The organism is Bradyrhizobium sp. CIAT3101, assembly GCF_029714945.1.
In the GTDB taxonomy this organism is placed as follows: Bacteria; Pseudomonadota; Alphaproteobacteria; order Rhizobiales; family Xanthobacteraceae; genus Bradyrhizobium.
In genome coordinates this window covers 1,133,472-1,148,510 of the sequence record NZ_CP121634.1, presented here as the reverse complement: position 1 = coordinate 1,148,510, position 15,039 = coordinate 1,133,472, and the positions used below count along the sequence as shown (strand labels likewise).

Here is a 15,039-nt window from a genome sequence, read left to right as displayed (position 1 = left end):
AACCGCCCGCAGGACGTCCCGACACTTCATGGTTGCAAAACGCGCCGCGTACGGCATGGTTGTGCCGATGCCCGCCAAAGCCAAGCCTGACGACAGCACGCCCGAAGAGACGCCGCATTATCTCGGCCATCGCGAGCGGCTGCGCGAGCGCTTCTACACCGCCGGCGCGGATGCGCTCAGCGACTACGAGCTGCTGGAGATGGCGCTGTTTCCGGCGCTGCCCCGGCGCGACACCAAACCGCTGGCAAAGACGCTGATCAAGACCTTCGGCTCGTTCGCCGAGGTCGTCCATGCGCCGGTGGCGCGGTTGCGCGAGGTCGACGGCGTCGGCGAAGCCGCGATCAACCAGCTCAAGCTGATCGCCGCGGCGGTGCACCGCGTCGCCAAGGGCGAGGTCAACAGCCGCAACGCGCTGTCGTCCTGGAACGAGGTGATCGCCTATTGCCGCACCAGCATGGCCTTCGCCGACAAGGAGCAGTTTCGCCTGCTCTTCCTCGACAAGCGCAACCAGCTCATCGCCGACGAGGTACAGCAGACCGGCACCGTCGACCACACCCCGGTCTATCCGCGCGAGGTGATCAAGCGCGCGCTGGAGCTCTCGGCGACCGCGCTGATTCTGGTGCATAACCATCCCACTACCCCATTTTGATCACGCCAGATCACGCTAAATACCACTTAATCATCAAGCGATTAGCTTCTTTTTGTGCTTTGCGTACAGGGGGTGGTTATGGCAAATTGGGAACGGTTAGAGGGGTTGAATACGGCTTTCCGATCCCAGCAAACGACCCCCGTTTCTCCTCGACCGATCCCAGTTGCCGGACCAGGAGGAACGCCATGCCAAGCCTGACCGACATAGCAATCCGACATGCGCTCAAGCGCGTCGAGATGAGCCAGAAGCAAGAAAACCTCGCCGACGGCGAAGGGCGCGGCACGGGTCGTCTCGTTCTGGTCCTCAAGCCCATGCCGAAGCGCGTCACTGCCGATTGGATGGCGCAGCAGTGGCGCAATGGGAAGCGCACTAAGAGGAAGCTCGGCGCCTACCCATCAATGTCGCTCGCACAGGCGCGAGAAATCTTCAAGCGCGACTTTGCTGACGTGATCCAGAAGGGCCGAAGCATCAAGATCGCGACCGACAGGCGCCCAGGAACCGTCGCCGATCTGTTTGAGGGCTATGTCGCGTCACTTAAGGCCGCGGACAAACCCTCGTGGAAAGAAACGGAAAAGGGACTGAACAAGATTGCGGGCACGCTCGGTCGCGATCGCCTGGCCCGCGAGATCGAGTCAGAGGAAATCATTGAACTGATCCGCCCGATCTATGAACGCGGCGCCAAGTCGATGGCCGATCATGTGCGATCCTACATACACGCTGCCTTCAGCTGGGGCATGAAGTCAGACAACGATTATCGGCAGCAATCCGCTCGGCGCTTCCGCATCCCCTTCAATCCGGCGACCGGCATTCCGACCGAACCGAAGGTCAAGGGCACGCGTTGGCTCGACGAGGACGAGTTCGTCCAGCTCTATCGCTGGCTGGAGTGCCCGGATACGCCTGTCCATCCACCCTATACTCGCGCAGTCCGAATTCTCATGCTGACCGGCCAGCGGGTCGAGGAGATCGCGAGCCTCCACATCGATCAATGGGACGCTAAGGAGAAGATCATCGACTGGTCCACTACCAAGAACGACCAGCCCCACGCCGTTCCGGTGCCGAATCTGGCCGCAGAGTTGATCTCATCCATCAACGTCAACGAATACGGCTGGTTCTTCCCTTCGGCCAAGGACCCATCGAAGCCCGTCAGGCACGGCACGCTGTATTCGTTCATGTGGCGCCAACGGGACCGCGGCGTGATCCCCTATGTGACGAACCGCGACCTGCGCCGGACCTTCAAGACTCTGACCGGCAAGGCCGGCATCCCCAAGGAAGTCCGCGACCGCCTGCAAAACCATGCCCTGCAGGACGTCAGCTCGAAGCACTACGACCGCTGGAATTACATGGCCGAGAAGCGGGCCGGGATGGCGAAATGGGACAAGTTCGTCCGCGCCATGCTGGCGAAGAAGCGCCTAAAGGCGGCGGCATGAGCTCCCGGCGCGGAACCCGCTCCTCGCCGATCCCGCGGTCGAAATCGACGCTCAGACCTACACCGCCTTCGTCGGCGATCTGGAGCAGAAGATCTCCGCCGCACGACACCGGGCGGGCTTGTCGATAAATCGCGAGCTGGTGATCCTCTACTGGACCATAGGCCGCGATATTTTGGGCCGGCAGGAGCGCGAGGGTTGGCGGGTGACCATACAACCTTCGAGCTCAAGGGGGACGAACTCGACAACGCGATCACGCACGCTATCGGCTACCGGGCTGATATGGGAGTCAAAACGAACCAAGAAATAGTCGGACGGATGGCTACCCAAATTGCGGGACGATCAGAGACGCTGCGGGGCCGATATCGCGCTGGTGATCTCGAGCGTCCTTCCAAAGGACATTGAAAATTTCGATCTTGTGGACGGCATGTGGATAGCGCATCCCCGGAAAAGCATGTCGATAATGAGTGTGAACCAGCGTGATCATTCCAACCCTGTGTTAGAACGGCAACAGCCAGAGGAAATAGAGAAGCCCAGCGACGGCGGTCCAGAAAAGCATCCCGCGGACTATGTTCCGTGATGATGTCATGCGCCGGGCTGTTATCACAAGCTTAGCTGGCAGGCCGCTTTGCCGTGACGATTTCATCGATCGCTTCCTCGAGCTCTCCCCGCAGGCCAGCGACTTATCGCAGAGCAATAACGCCGGCGATCGTGGTTGGCGCAGAATAGATGAGCACATTTGCATGCTCCGTGAGAGCTAGGTTCCTTTGGCCGCTGATTTCGTCTGGCAACAATTCGGGCACCATCCTCGAGCTTAGCCGAAACCGAATCCGCCACATTGTAGTACGCGAACAGCTCGCGATGACGCTCGATCGGTACGAAGATCAAATCCCGAACGGCTGTAGCAGCCGACTGGGTAGAAATTTCCTGCGACGACAACGTTGGCCCTTGGCAAAAAACAGACCGACGTTAGCATCGCGGCCATGGCGATAATCAGCGTACAGGGGCTTTCATCCGCCATCTTTCTGCTCGATCGGCCTAGAATTCAGACAAGGTCCACACTCGCGAAGGCCTATCTTTGCGGCTTTCGCGACATTGGGGGGCCGGAATGCGCTGCGCCTGCTTGATCATCGATAAAAGCCCGCCATGTAGCGGATTGCGACCAAGGTCCCGACGGCAACTGCGGCCGTGATAGCGATTGAAAACGCAACTCGCGCTAAGAACTGACCAGGGCTAAGTCCGTCCCATGAACTCATCTTCTTGCTTTGCGTTGCGACTCTCGTTTGGACCCGAGGCGTAAGGGCCTGGTTAGATGCGGGGGTTGATCCAGTCCCAGACCTCTTTGGACAACCAGCCTTCATGCTGACCGCTCACCAGTCTCGTGACAATGAGCCGATCGTTTTTGTCTATGTGTCGTCGGATGTCGGCATCTAGCGCCTCGGCGGTCGACGCCGCTTGGATGAACCACACGGAATCGAGGTCCACATCCTTGATGTGACTGTAGCGCGAAATGTGATCAATCAAATTTTGTCGAGCCTGCGTATAATTCGCCTTATGTTTATTCAAGTCCCAAGTGACCAAATACACGGCCATTACTTGATCTCCATACTTCGCGTAACGCGCTTAGAATGGTCATGCCACACGCTCGTTGCGAGTATTCAGCGGAATCTAGACTACACGCGCCGTGAATCTTCGCGCAGATTGGGGCGCCCGCTGCAAATCCCCCAGCGCAGCTTGCACCCCGATCGCGGAACAGGTGAATCTTACGCCATTAAGGAAGAGCTGCGACAGGCTGAACGCGAGTAAACTCGCCCGGCCCAGCTTAGCGATTTGCCTCGGCGCTTCGACTTCGATGACCCCAAGCCTTCACTTGGCAACCGGTTCGAGGGAACGTGATTCCTTGAAGACATCTTGAAGGAGCATTGAACGAAGCCAGACGTTGTGTCGACGGGCTTCGATAAGCCTTGTTCCGCGATCGGTGGCGTGGACACCGAAGATGCGAGAGAGAATCGTACGTTATGCGTCAGGGGCGTTCGCGCGGCACACACCAGTTGACCGTTGATGCTTGCGGTCTTGACCGCCACGAGCACCACCCATCCCACGCGAGGTCACGACGTCTAAAGGTTTCGTATTGGACGCCGAAGTCGCGCATTAAGCCGCAAAAAGGACTGCAGCCCGGCAAGGCGAGCGGAGTTGGCAGTAAACGGTACGAGAGGGCCACGGACTCGGTGCGGACGGCCTACGCACCGCGCTTGAAGCGTATAGGCATCCAGAACTGGCGCAGGGCCTCGACGGTTGCTGGAATGTCGCGCCAGACGTTTTGGACAATGGGCTGCGTTCCCAGCGTGCGCCGGGCCGGAGGTAGCAAGGGCCGACCGGCGTCGTCGATGCAATGGACCAAGATCGGCCGCAGCATACGCCGTCCTCCCAAAGATCACGATTGCGACGGAGTCCCGTGGAAGTGGACATTGTCAACCCTTTGCAATCAAGGAACGCTTCACAGTTCGATGCCGCGATCGCTGAGCACCTGGTGCATGACCTCACTTTTGATCTCGCGGGCCATTTCTTTTATGATCTCGGCTCCGAGCAGGCGCTCGGAATCGCGGTCGCCTATCAGACCACGCTCGGCGAGCCCCTGGTTCAGGCGGGTTTGAAACTCCTCGTCCGTCGCCTCGGCGAGCCGCGCCTGCATCGCGGCATGGTCTTCGGGGGCGATGCGCCTCATAACCGTCTCCCACGGTTGCCAGCTCGTTGCCAGATAGTCCGCAAAGCCCGTCGTCTCCTGGCTCCGCACCGAGGTCTCGGCGCTGGCAATGTCTTCCTCGCTGACGTGAGAGACATTCAAGAAGCGCATGTCCGGGGCGATGTGCCGGAGCTCCAGCGGCTCGCGCAGCTGCGTCTGGTAGGCAAGATAGACCTCGATCTCGTCGACCTCGGCGTCCGGGTCGGCAAGGCGGAGCGAATCGACCCTCTGGCGCGCGATCCTGTCCAGCGCTTCCAAGCGGAACATGACACGGCCATGCTGGAGCAATTCGTCGAGCCGACCGTCATAGGCGCCGTCCTCGACATCAGCGTTCACGCGTGCGGTCTGCATGCGATTCCATGTCAAAGTGATGCGATCCTCACAGCTCATGCTCGCTTCGGAAGCCAGCTCGAAGAACTGCTCGCGCAATGGCGGCCTTGCCATCCCCTGCCGCAGATCCTCGATCACCGCCTGCCGAAACGCGTCATTGCTATAGTTCACAGTGCCCCGAAGCCTGTCGAGGAAACGTGCATAGTCCTGGGCGCCCGGCTCTTGGGCGAAGCGTTGCCAGGCGGCTACCGCCGCCGGATCGCGCTCCAGCCAGTCCGCGACAACCTCGTGCAGGGGCCGCGGCTCAACTTCCTCCGCTCCTTCGTTCATCGAGAGAAAGATCTGCGGGCCAGCATAGTCCCCGGCGTGCATGGCTGCCGACAGGTGGGTCACCACCTGCTCAGGCAGCGGATTATTTTCCAGATCAACGCTGGACTCGCGGCCTAGGTGTGTCAGCAGGGTATCGGGAACTCTGGTCAGCTGATTGTCGCAGGCGCCGAGCCAGAGGAGCTCGGCGGGGAACGTCTCCGGCAGGTTGGTCAGCCCGTTGTGGCTAGCGCTCAGCCACTCGAGCCCTGGGGGGAGGGGCTCGGGCAGATTGGTAAGCTGATTGTAGTCGACGTTCAGGCGCTGGAGCCTGGCTGGTAAGTCGGGCAGACTGGTCAGCCGGTTGCCGCTGGCATCCAACTCGCGAAGCGTTGGAGGAAGAGCGGTCAGATGAGTTAGCTGGTTATTGTCGACCATCAGGCGCCGGAGCCGGGGTGGCAGGCCTGCGGGCAGGCTGCTCAGCCTGTTGCTGATGGCGTAGAGCCGCCGGAGACTGGTCGGAAGGGGGGCGGGCAAGGCGGTCAGGGACAAGGAAGATAGATCCAGGCTCTCATTGACATCGCCCTGCTCCTGCCAATCACTCGTTCGACTAACCGCCTCTTGCCGGTTCTCGCCTTCTGCCTGCCTCTCTTCGGCAGCCCAACCCGCCAAGATCCGATCCTGTGACGAGCCGGGGTCAGCGGCGGATACCCGCGTATTCGTCAAGGCTTCGGCCCATCGCGCCGCGGCGGGAGACCCAGGTTCGGAGGTTTCGGAATCGGACGTTTCGATCTCGGAAGTTTCCGAGGCGGCGCCGGCGCCAAGCTGCAGCTGTTCTGTATTCATCGATGCCGTCTCTTCGGTAGCCAAATCATAAGGGAATGCGCCGGAGCGGCGCTGTTCGAAGCTCGCGGCTGTCACCGCTGGTGGTGATCACCACGACTGATGAAGCAGGCGATTATAAAGATCGGCTCCCGTCAAATACTGCCCAACACGTTTCCCATTTTACCCACCGAGCAGTGCTGCCAGAGACAGCGCGTCCGCACCAAATCTCAGTTCTCCAATCGCTTCAGATTGTTAAAGGGATCCATCATTCCCTCTGCTAGATCTGAGCAGATCAGGCCGGGCCTGTCAGTCCAGATCGAGACGTTCTCATGCTGACCGGTTTTGCTGTCGATAAGCTGACAAACCCCATAGCGATCCCAAACTGCACGGATGGAACTCTCGAAGATTTCGAAGCCAGTGGTGCGCTGAAGAAAAGCCGGCAACGGTCAATCAGAGCTTCGAGCTGACAAGTGCCGATGGCGGCGCGCCGGCAGCTTGCGCTCACGGTCGGCGAGCTTGGTGCGCTTTGGGGGGCGCGGCCGGCCTCGTGCTGTTCGACCCGCGCCAGCCAGACGGTGCCGACGAAAGAAGAAGAGCAAGGGCTGCACGTCTGAACGACAACTGCTCGACTTGATCGAGTCCACTCCGCAGCACGGGCGCGAGGGCCACGGACTTGGTGCGGGCGGCCTACGCACCGCGCTTGAAGCGTATAGGCATCCAGAACTGGCGCAGGGCCTCGACGGTTGCTGGAATGTCGCGCCAGGCGTTTTGAGCGACGGGCAGCGTTTCCAGCGTGTGCCGGGCCGGGGGTAGCAAGGGCCGACCGGCGTCATCGATGCAAGTGGATCAGGATCGGCCGCAGCATAAGGTGTTCAGTGCCGTTCGGAGAGAGAAGGCGCCACCAGACGAGAAGCCGAAGCTTCATGACGGCGTAGAAGCCCATGCACCAGGGCTGCGGGTCGACTTCGCCGTCCGGCGATCGCACGAACAGCGGCTCGAAGCTCTCCGGTCTTGTCGACAGCATCTCGCTGATCGCGTTGTGGCGCATCAGCGTGCCGGCGATCGCCGAGAACTCCTCGGTATCGTGATTGAAGGCGTCGGGATCTAAGCCAAGAAGCGAGCACACCCATTCCTCGGACGCCATTGAGACGGGCCCGGCGACGACCGCAGCCTCTGCGCCGTCGAGCATGGAGAGTGACGTCGCTTGTGGATGCCGAAGCGCCGGCGTCCTGGCGCGCTCGCTGATCCATTGCCCGAGCTGTTCGAACGACATGGCATAGTCCGCCATCGTCGTCTTGGCCCGTTTTCCTCGCCGTTGCTTCGGCTTTGTCATGCTGCGGCCTGCTTTTCGGCTTCGCGTGCGGCCTTCCAGTTCCAGGCCAGAAGTTCGTGAAGCTGGTTGGTCTTCGTGGCGCCGCTCACCATGCGATCGAGAACGTCGACGAGATAGGCCTCGGGGTCGAGGCCAATCAATTTTGCCGTGTTAAGAAGCGAAGAAAGTATCGCCCAGGTCTCGCCTCCGCCTTCGTCACCACTGAACAACGAGTTCTTTTTCCCGATCGCAATTGGCCTGATCGATCGCTCGACGGTGTTGCTGTCTGGCTCGAGCCGCCCGTCATCCAGGAACGCCGTCAGGCCCTGCCAGCGTTCGAGCATGTAGTCGATGGCCTTGATGAGCGTCGAGCGGCGGGAGATTCCGTCCTTCACCGCGATCAGACGGGCCCTCAACGCCTCCATCAGCGGCTTCGTCTCGGCCTGTCGCGTCGCGCGGCGTTCCCCAGCGTCGAGACCGCGGATCCTCTCCTCGATCGCGTAGACGGCCGCAACGCGCTCGATAACCTCCGCGGCGAAGGGTGAGTTCGTCGTCTTGTGCACCCTCACGAAGTTGCGGCGCGCGTGAACGAGACAATATGCCAGCTGGATCTGGCCCGACATCTTCGCATCGCCTGCCAGCGAGGCGTAGGCGGCATAGCCGTCGACTTGCAGCACGCCTTCGAAGCCGGCCAACTGCGCCACGATCTCCTTCTTGCCGCGACCGCCTGCGAACACGTAGGCGACCGCCGGCGGCGCCGGCCCCTTCCACGCCCGATCGTCCGTCGCATGCGCCCAGAACTGGCAGATCCTCGTGCGGCCGCGCCCCGGATCGAGCACCGGCATCGGCGTCTCGTCGCAGAACAGCCGCTCGAAGCCGTGCATGGTCTTCAGTTGCAGATCGTAGAGGCCCCTGGCCAGCCATGCCGCGCTCCCCATCCAGCGCGCCAGCGTCTGACGGTCGACGACGACGCCCTGGCCCGCCAGGATCTGCGTCTGGCGGTAGAGCGTCGATTGCCAGGCATATTTGGCCGCGGCGATATGCGCCACCAGCGCCGTCGTCGCCATGCCGCCCTCGACGAGCCGCGCCGGTGCCGGCGCCTGGACGATCGGCCCCTCACAGGCGCGGCAGGCGTATTTGGGACGGATCGTGCGAAGCACACGCAGCCACGCGGGAACCCGATCCAGCGCTTCACTGCTGTCCTCGCCGATCCGATGCATCTGACCCGTGCAGCACGGGCAGAGCGTGGACGCCGGCTCGATCACCCGCTCGACCCGGGGCAGATGCGCCGGCAGCGCGCCGATGTTGCGCCTCGCTTTGCGCCGCTTCGGTCTCGGCGCGTCCGGTTTGTCGTCATTGGCCGGAGGCTGCGCGCCCGCGGTCCGTTCCAGATCGAGCGCAATCTGTTCGGCGCAGACGATTGCCGAGCGCTCCGATCGCGCGCCGAAGATCAGGCTCTTCAACGTGGCGATCTCTGCGCGCAGATCGTCGTTCTCGCCTTCGAAAGCCAGCACCATCTCGGCGAGAGCCGCAGGGTCAGAGGGGAGATCTTCAGGGCGAAGCGCCATATCGCAGAGCTACACGAACACACTCGCAGTTGCCAGCAAAACAAGACGATTCAGGCAACTTTCGTCGGCTGCTTCGTCACCTTCGGGACCACACGCGACCACTCCGCAAGACCTTCAATCAGCATCGCAAGTTGCGCCCCCGTCACCGGCATCGTACCCTCGCGAACAGGTGGCCAGGCGAAGCCCCCATTCTCGAGCCACTTCGTCGCTAGAACCATTCCCGAGCCGTCAAAAACCAGTAGCTTCAAGCGATCCGATCGCTTCGATCGGAAGACATAAACGTCGCCGCTGTAGGGCTTGCCGCTCAACCCCTCAGCCACCAGCGCGACCAGGCCATGAACTCCTTTGCGAAAGTCAATCGGCTGCGTCGCGACGAACACACGGACCATTGGACCGAACGAGATCATCGCGTCGACCTCACCGCCGCCAGCACGCGCTCCAGCGTCGCGGCGTCGACGCCGACGGGCACGCGCACCGTCGCGCCCGCGATCATCACCTCGATCCGCTCGGCCGGACTCACCAGAACACGCGCCTTATCGATCGCGTTCGGCTGCGCCTCGACGGCGGCGTCGAGCCTGACTTGCACGAACTGCGGCGCTTCGCTCGACGCGAGCCGCGCCTGGCGCCGCCACACACTGAGCAGTCCCCGGTTGACCCCGTTGCGTCGAGCCACCTCGGAAATGCTCGTCTCCGGATCGCCGCTCTCGGCCACGATCCGCGCCTTCTCCGCATCGCTCCAACCGCGCCGTCGCCTCTCCCCCGTGATCACCTCGATCCGCTGATAGGAGGCGGCATCAAGCCTGTCTTGATGTCTGTCTTGATGCATGGAATGAGCGTCCCTCGCGTTGTTAAATCCACGCGCGAGTCTCGCTCATCCCGTCCACCTAAACGAGGTGGGGGCGTCGTACCGCTATCAGTTGGCACCACGTCCGAAAACGACCGCGCGGCGGTCGCTGCGGGCTACTGCTCCTGGTCCTCGAGACGCGCGCGAGACCGCGTTGGTGAGTAACATCTTACGGCAAAAAGGATCCAACTCTCCGAGACAACTCCGCTCGGATTAGCCCCTTAGCTGCTTCCCAGACAAACCGTAACGTCTCCCCACTGGCGGCTTTGGCAGTCGACTTGGCGCGATCCCACAGCTCCGGATCTTTGGTCGAATCGATGAAATCGAGCCCCTCCGCCGTCAACCGCTTAATGACGAACGCGCCTGACGTCCGGTTGCACTCGCCATCTAGCCATCCCTCATCGATGGACCAGCATGAGGTGATATGCAAGTTCATCGTCGCTGTGATCCGGAAGATTAAGCAGTTGACTCGCCGTGACTGAATAGACGCTCCGACCATTCAGGCGCGGACTCTGCTCGAGGGACTGCATGATTCTCCGGATCAGATCGACGTTCCTCTTCATAACCTTCGTCATCCTCAATGAGGCTGTGCGTCCGAGTAGCCAGCTCGGTCAAGCCACCGGCGTCCAATGGTGTCGGGATCAGCGTCGCTAAGTTCAGCCGGATCAAAAGCATCGAACGCCACACTCCTTGAACCGCTGGCTTGATGAGGTAGGGCATCTCAGCGCCCCTTTCATCCACAAGATGCGCGGAACGATGTATGTTGCCCTCGGCTTTAGTGATAGGCGCTTCCATTCGTCCAGCCGTTTCTTTCGCATATAACGGATTTCGGGAGTGTAGAGCGGTCTCGGTGAAGCAGTGAGCCGTAAAGATCGATGCCTCTCTCGCCAATGCCCGCAACAATGGCAGAGAGTCACCAAATTCTTGAAATTCCGCCGTACCGGATCGGAGATATCACCCTGAACAACGCGGCTCCAATCGATCGATGGGCTCCAATACTCGAGGACATCTAGCCGCATTGCCTTATCGTTGTCGAGCCAAGCTCGGTGACCTGATCCAGTCCCTCAACTAGTTGCGCAGCATGGCGTCGCTACGCTTAAGGTTTCTTCCCTCTGATCGTTGTGAAGGCACTTGGCCGCATTGTCTCGTTAATGAGCGAGCGAGCTATTGTGGCCCACCGCTGTTCGTGCATTTCGTTTATTAGATCAAAACCTACTTTTGAAGGCCTGCCAAAGACCTTTGACCGCATCCCAAAGGCATCCCCAGAACCCACATTCTCTCCTGTACCGTTCGGTATGCGCCTGTTGCCGCGCGCGTTAATCACTGGCGCGGTTCGCCGCGACCTGAGAGAGGTAAAGCCCAGCACCCAATCTATCTGGTTACCCCGATCCAGTAGTGAGATTGGCAGCCCGCGCTCCAATTTCCGATTGACGGATAGATACTGATGGAATCCCCCCCTGGCGATCAAACGATCCTTGATGAGAAAAATGATCGCTGCAGAAAGAATGCACGACGAGGCAAAAGAGTTCGGAGTCGCGCGTGAGACCGGCCGGATCCGTTGAAATGCTGCATGGCATGTTTCATATAATGCTCGCAACATGTAACGACCATGATAAATGCATCAATACGTCGACTTCGGCATGCCGGACAGTCGCGGTGGCAGCGTCAACGCAGTGGAGCTGCGCGAGGTTCGAATTTCCAGCTGTGCGCGTTGAAGCGCCCTCGGCCCAGCTGCGCCCTCCCGGTTGATCCCGTTGCTATTCCAGCGTTTATATGTGGAACTTGCCACTTGACATTGCGGTTCCGTTGAACCAACACGAGTCAATAGATTTCTTTTCATTTCTTTTCACCAAGCTCGGCTCGGACGGCCAAATGAGACATGGAAATGGGCATCGCAAATTGGGCCGGACATCCGCCCACAGGCGATCTCTGTTCCGCAATCTCGCATCCAATCTGTTGCTTCACGAGCAGATTTTGACCACGATACCGAAGGCCAAAGAACTTCGGCCTATCGTAGAAAAACTAATTACCAAGGGCAAAGAGGACAGTTTGCACAACCGGCGGCAAGTGGCTGCTGTTCTCACTCGCAAAGACGTCCTCAAGAAGCTGTTCGAAGACATCGGGCCACGATACGCCCAACGTCCAGGCGGCTATCTGCGCATCATCCGAGCTGGCTTTCGATATGGCGACAGCGCTCCTATGGCTGTCATCGAGTTTGTCGATCGAGACGCGACCGCAAAGGGAGCTGCCGCCTATAAGGCGCCGGGCCAATACCGCTACGGGACCAAGGAAGACGATCCAGACGATGTGAAGGGCTAAAATGATGGAAACGATTGCAGCAAAACTATCTGACACGACAATCCTTATCGCCGCACTGGCAATTTTTGCCGTTGTCGCAGTCATCTTGTTGAGATCGAGACTCAAGCGCATCAACTGGTCGCCGCTGGGCGGCGCATCCGTTGAAACGCACAGCCCTGCGGATGTCTCAACAGTTCGGCGAATCAAAGCCGCTGGCACGGACATCGAAGTCGGGGCGGCCGGCAAGGGGACCAGCATCGAAGATGTATCGATCGATCACGCCAGCAAAAACGTCAAGATTACCTCGTCCGCGAAATGACAAAGCCCTCGCCGCTGGTCAACCACAAGCAAGGGCGTGAAAGGCTACGGGCATTTCTGGTCAATGACGGTCTGAGACTTTGTGTCATCAGCGCCCCCAAAGACTACGGCAAGTCGATGCTCTGCGAGTGGCTATACGAGCAGATCAAAGACAGCCACATGTCTGCCTTCGTTCAGCTCAATAGTCTCGAGAAGCCACCAGACATCATCTACACGATTCTTAACGATTTGGGTGTCGGGCATGCATTTCAGACCAACCTGCAGGCCTGCCGGACGCCGGCATCGGTCTCTCTAAGCTTTGTGCAGGGCGTGCAAGTAAATAACTCGCAGCATGTCCAGATCGACGCAATCAGTAGAGCCCAGACAGAAGATAATCTTTGGCTGCATTACTCTGATCTTTTTGACGCATTTGCACGAGATCTGGCGACCTATTTTGGGCAGCGACCATTCGTTTTGATCGTCGATAACTACGAAAAGTGCGATCCCATCATCCGGACGTGGACATACAAGCACCTTCTGAAGCTTCCGAAGCTCATCCCTTCTGCCAAGATTGCATTTTTCTGCCAGAGCTTCGCCAGCGAGAATATCGACTATCACACCAAACGCGTTTGCTGCGAGTATTCCCTCGGTCCGATAACCGATCGCGAAGAGCTATTTGATTGGTTGCGCGAACACGGGCGAAAGATCGATGAGAATATCGAGAGCATTGTGGAGAGAGCCTTAGAGGACTACTCCACCGACCCGATGCGTATGGCGGCTGCCATAAAGATATTGCTTCCTCCAAGACGGCTTCGAGTTCAGGTGGCCAATGAGGTCCCCCGCAATGAGTAGTGAAGCACCCTTTGCTAGATTTAAGACCAAGGCGTACATCGGAACGCTCGACAGCGTCCTCTTGCAGTTGCTGACCAGTCACGCCGGTGAGGAACTGGCGCCCTTATCAGTCCTTGGATTCCCAAGGTTCTTTTTGCAAGAGACCTACCAACAATTGTGCGAGAGACATAACCTGCGCGAAAGCAACATCGAGGCCTTTTTTCAGAGCTACGAGAAAGATCGCGAACTTTCTATCGCAGAGCCAATCCGCAAGGTCTTACGATATATCTTCGCAAGCCAGTTTGCTCCCTCGGAGCAGTTACGGGATTTTGAGCTCGTCCTTTCAGCCTTTCGCGATCACGCCTCGATGACCAAGCCGGCACTGAAGGGAAAATATGAAGCCGAAATAACCTACCTAGAGTATTTTTTGACCCCCCCCTGGGCGATGACCCGGTATACGACCGCGTATATCCGCGCAGCGCTACAGCCTGAGCTTCGAGCCACGCTACGCCGCCTCATCCGCGCGTTCGACGATTTCAAGCAAGATGCCTTGTTTGCAACCAAAAACGACAGCTTGGTTCACGAAGCGTTGCGTTGCACAATCAATCCTTGGCGAACAGCGCCGGCGGACCGGACAAAGAGGATTACCGCGGTCCTCGACCCGCGGTCGACAGAGCCATTGCATCTTCTTCTTAGTGAGGAGTTGCTACAGGCACTGTTGAAGAAACGCGATATCGAAGAAGTGTTGAGCGTCGCCAAGCAACTGGAAAAAATCGCGAGCAAAGCCAGGTTGCTCGACTGGCAAGGGCTTGCGATACGATACCAGGCCAGGGCGTATCTCCACAAGGACGAGTATCGGCTCTGCGAGAAGGCGCTGGAAAGAGCGCGCGATCTGTTGAAGGAGCAGGACTCAAAGAACCGCGCGGGCGAGATCAAGCTGGCGGAGATCTCCGCCGATCTATACCGACTAATCGGTGATTTCGATCGCGCCAGCGAGACCATCGACATCTGCATTGAATATTACTCTCAGTATGAACTTCTGTATCAGTACGCCAATGCAGTCTTCAAAAAAGCCAAAATTCTCAGCGAGCAACCCGATAGCGACAATGAGGCTGTCGTCAAGTTGCTACAACTTGTCGAGCCCATTTTTGCGAAGATGATTGACCCCACTGGCCGGGGCAACATACTCAACATGCATGCTTCTTGCCTGCTTGATCGAGATCAGTTCGATGATGGGGAAGTGCAGCGTCTTTTGGTGGAAGCTGAAGTCGAGCACGAGCGCGGTCATAGCGAAAGCGGCCTGATCAACGCGCTCATCTTGCGCGCCAAGCGGGAGTGGCGCCACTCGACCGATCTGGACAAGGGAATCGCTCTCGCGGCCGAGGCCATACAGCGCATCGAAAAAAGGGGCGGTTCCGATCTTTACGGGCTCTTCAACGCGCGCGAGGTAAAAGCAAGATTGCTTCGAAAGGGAATGCGCTATGATGAACTTCGTCAAGAAATCAGGAAACTAAAGCTGCTCAATCAACGCCTCTCAAAGGGCGCGAGCACCATCTCCGGCTCATTCGAAAGCCGCGCTCGTGCCATCGAGCAGCTGCAGGCCGCTCCCTGA

At 59.2% G+C, this 15,039-nt stretch carries 13 protein-coding genes and 1 pseudogene; 7 read left to right on the top strand and 7 right to left on the bottom strand.

Annotated features, from left to right (window positions below):
* The first annotated feature begins 67 nt into the window (after window positions 1-67).
* The 3 genes from radC (at window position 68) to QA645_RS05175 (ending at window position 2,653) form a co-directional block, all read left to right on the top strand.
* Window positions 68-649, top strand: a complete 582-nt coding sequence (radC, locus tag QA645_RS05185; protein ID WP_349253170.1) for a DNA repair protein RadC — start codon at window positions 68-70, stop codon at window positions 647-649.
* A gap of 185 nt (window positions 650-834) precedes the next feature.
* The gene (locus QA645_RS05180; RefSeq protein ID WP_283048648.1) at window positions 835-2,076 is read left to right on the top strand and encodes a site-specific integrase; all 1,242 of its coding nucleotides are present in this window, start codon (window positions 835-837) and stop codon (window positions 2,074-2,076) included.
* 328 nt (window positions 2,077-2,404) lie between these two features.
* A complete protein-coding gene (locus QA645_RS05175; protein ID WP_349253169.1) occupies window positions 2,405-2,653 on the top strand; it encodes a DUF2130 domain-containing protein in 249 nt (82 codons plus the stop codon).
* A gap of 728 nt (window positions 2,654-3,381) precedes the next feature.
* On the opposite strand, the gene QA645_RS05170 is transcribed toward QA645_RS05175, so the two are convergent.
* From QA645_RS05170 to QA645_RS05140, 7 genes and pseudogenes are all read right to left on the bottom strand, one after another.
* On the bottom strand, window positions 3,382-3,666 hold the full coding sequence (locus tag QA645_RS05170; protein ID WP_283048647.1) for a hypothetical protein: 285 nt from the start codon (window positions 3,664-3,666) through the stop codon (window positions 3,382-3,384).
* 646 nt (window positions 3,667-4,312) lie between these two features.
* Complete coding sequence (locus QA645_RS05165) at window positions 4,313-4,489, bottom strand: hypothetical protein (RefSeq protein ID WP_283048646.1); 177 nt, start codon at window positions 4,487-4,489, stop codon at window positions 4,313-4,315.
* Window positions 4,490-4,570: 81 nt separating this feature from the next.
* A complete protein-coding gene (locus QA645_RS05160; protein WP_283048645.1) occupies window positions 4,571-6,298 on the bottom strand; it encodes an NEL-type E3 ubiquitin ligase domain-containing protein in 1,728 nt (575 codons plus the stop codon).
* A gap of 808 nt (window positions 6,299-7,106) precedes the next feature.
* A complete protein-coding gene (locus QA645_RS05155) occupies window positions 7,107-7,610 on the bottom strand; it encodes a UPF0149 family protein (RefSeq protein WP_283048643.1) in 504 nt (167 codons plus the stop codon).
* Window positions 7,607-9,157, bottom strand: coding sequence for an IS66 family transposase (locus QA645_RS05150; protein ID WP_283048641.1), 1,551 nt, complete (start codon window positions 9,155-9,157; stop codon window positions 7,607-7,609). Before QA645_RS05150 ends, QA645_RS05155 begins: the two co-directional genes overlap by 4 nt.
* A 50-nt stretch (window positions 9,158-9,207) precedes the next feature.
* A complete protein-coding gene (tnpB, locus tag QA645_RS05145) occupies window positions 9,208-9,564 on the bottom strand; it encodes an IS66 family insertion sequence element accessory protein TnpB (RefSeq protein ID WP_283048639.1) in 357 nt (118 codons plus the stop codon).
* Window positions 9,565-9,779: 215 nt separating this feature from the next.
* Window positions 9,780-9,983 (bottom strand): annotated as a pseudogene (locus tag QA645_RS05140) (transposase); the annotation flags it as partial.
* Between the two features lie 1,890 nt (window positions 9,984-11,873).
* On the opposite strand from QA645_RS05140, the gene rplQ reads away from it, so the two are divergent.
* Genes rplQ through QA645_RS05120 form a run of 4 tightly spaced genes read left to right on the top strand, consistent with a single transcriptional unit; the run spans window position 11,874 to window position 15,039 of the window.
* On the top strand, window positions 11,874-12,320 hold the full coding sequence (rplQ, locus tag QA645_RS05135; RefSeq protein ID WP_283053083.1) for a 50S ribosomal protein L17: 447 nt from the start codon (window positions 11,874-11,876) through the stop codon (window positions 12,318-12,320).
* 1 nt (window position 12,321) lies between these two features.
* A complete protein-coding gene (locus QA645_RS05130) occupies window positions 12,322-12,618 on the top strand; it encodes a hypothetical protein (protein ID WP_283048637.1) in 297 nt (98 codons plus the stop codon).
* Complete coding sequence (locus QA645_RS05125; RefSeq protein ID WP_283048635.1) at window positions 12,615-13,448, top strand: hypothetical protein; 834 nt, start codon at window positions 12,615-12,617, stop codon at window positions 13,446-13,448. Before QA645_RS05130 ends, QA645_RS05125 begins: the two co-directional genes overlap by 4 nt.
* The gene (locus QA645_RS05120) at window positions 13,441-15,039 is read left to right on the top strand and encodes a hypothetical protein (RefSeq protein WP_283048634.1); all 1,599 of its coding nucleotides are present in this window, start codon (window positions 13,441-13,443) and stop codon (window positions 15,037-15,039) included. The genes QA645_RS05125 and QA645_RS05120 overlap by 8 nt, the downstream gene beginning before the upstream one ends.

Bases quoted from the DNA above. Each gene is read 5' to 3' on its own strand.
- QA645_RS05130 (WP_283048637.1), top strand. From the start codon at position 12,322: ATGATGGAAACGATTGCAGCAAAACTATCTGACACGACAATCCTTATC.
- QA645_RS05170 (WP_283048647.1), bottom strand. From the start codon at position 3,666: ATGGCCGTGTATTTGGTCACTTGGGACTTGAATAAACATAAGGCGAAT.
- QA645_RS05165 (WP_283048646.1), bottom strand. From the start codon at position 4,489: ATGCTGCGGCCGATCTTGGTCCATTGCATCGACGACGCCGGTCGGCCC.
- QA645_RS05120 (WP_283048634.1), top strand. From the start codon at position 13,441: ATGAGTAGTGAAGCACCCTTTGCTAGATTTAAGACCAAGGCGTACATC.
- tnpB (WP_283048639.1), bottom strand. From the start codon at position 9,564: ATGATCTCGTTCGGTCCAATGGTCCGTGTGTTCGTCGCGACGCAGCCG.
- QA645_RS05155 (WP_283048643.1), bottom strand. From the start codon at position 7,610: ATGACAAAGCCGAAGCAACGGCGAGGAAAACGGGCCAAGACGACGATG.
- QA645_RS05125 (WP_283048635.1), top strand. From the start codon at position 12,615: ATGACAAAGCCCTCGCCGCTGGTCAACCACAAGCAAGGGCGTGAAAGG.
- QA645_RS05160 (WP_283048645.1), bottom strand. From the start codon at position 6,298: ATGAATACAGAACAGCTGCAGCTTGGCGCCGGCGCCGCCTCGGAAACT.
- QA645_RS05180 (WP_283048648.1), top strand. From the start codon at position 835: ATGCCAAGCCTGACCGACATAGCAATCCGACATGCGCTCAAGCGCGTC.
- radC (WP_349253170.1), top strand. From the start codon at position 68: ATGCCCGCCAAAGCCAAGCCTGACGACAGCACGCCCGAAGAGACGCCG.
- QA645_RS05150 (WP_283048641.1), bottom strand. From the start codon at position 9,157: ATGGCGCTTCGCCCTGAAGATCTCCCCTCTGACCCTGCGGCTCTCGCC.
- rplQ (WP_283053083.1), top strand. From the start codon at position 11,874: ATGAGACATGGAAATGGGCATCGCAAATTGGGCCGGACATCCGCCCAC.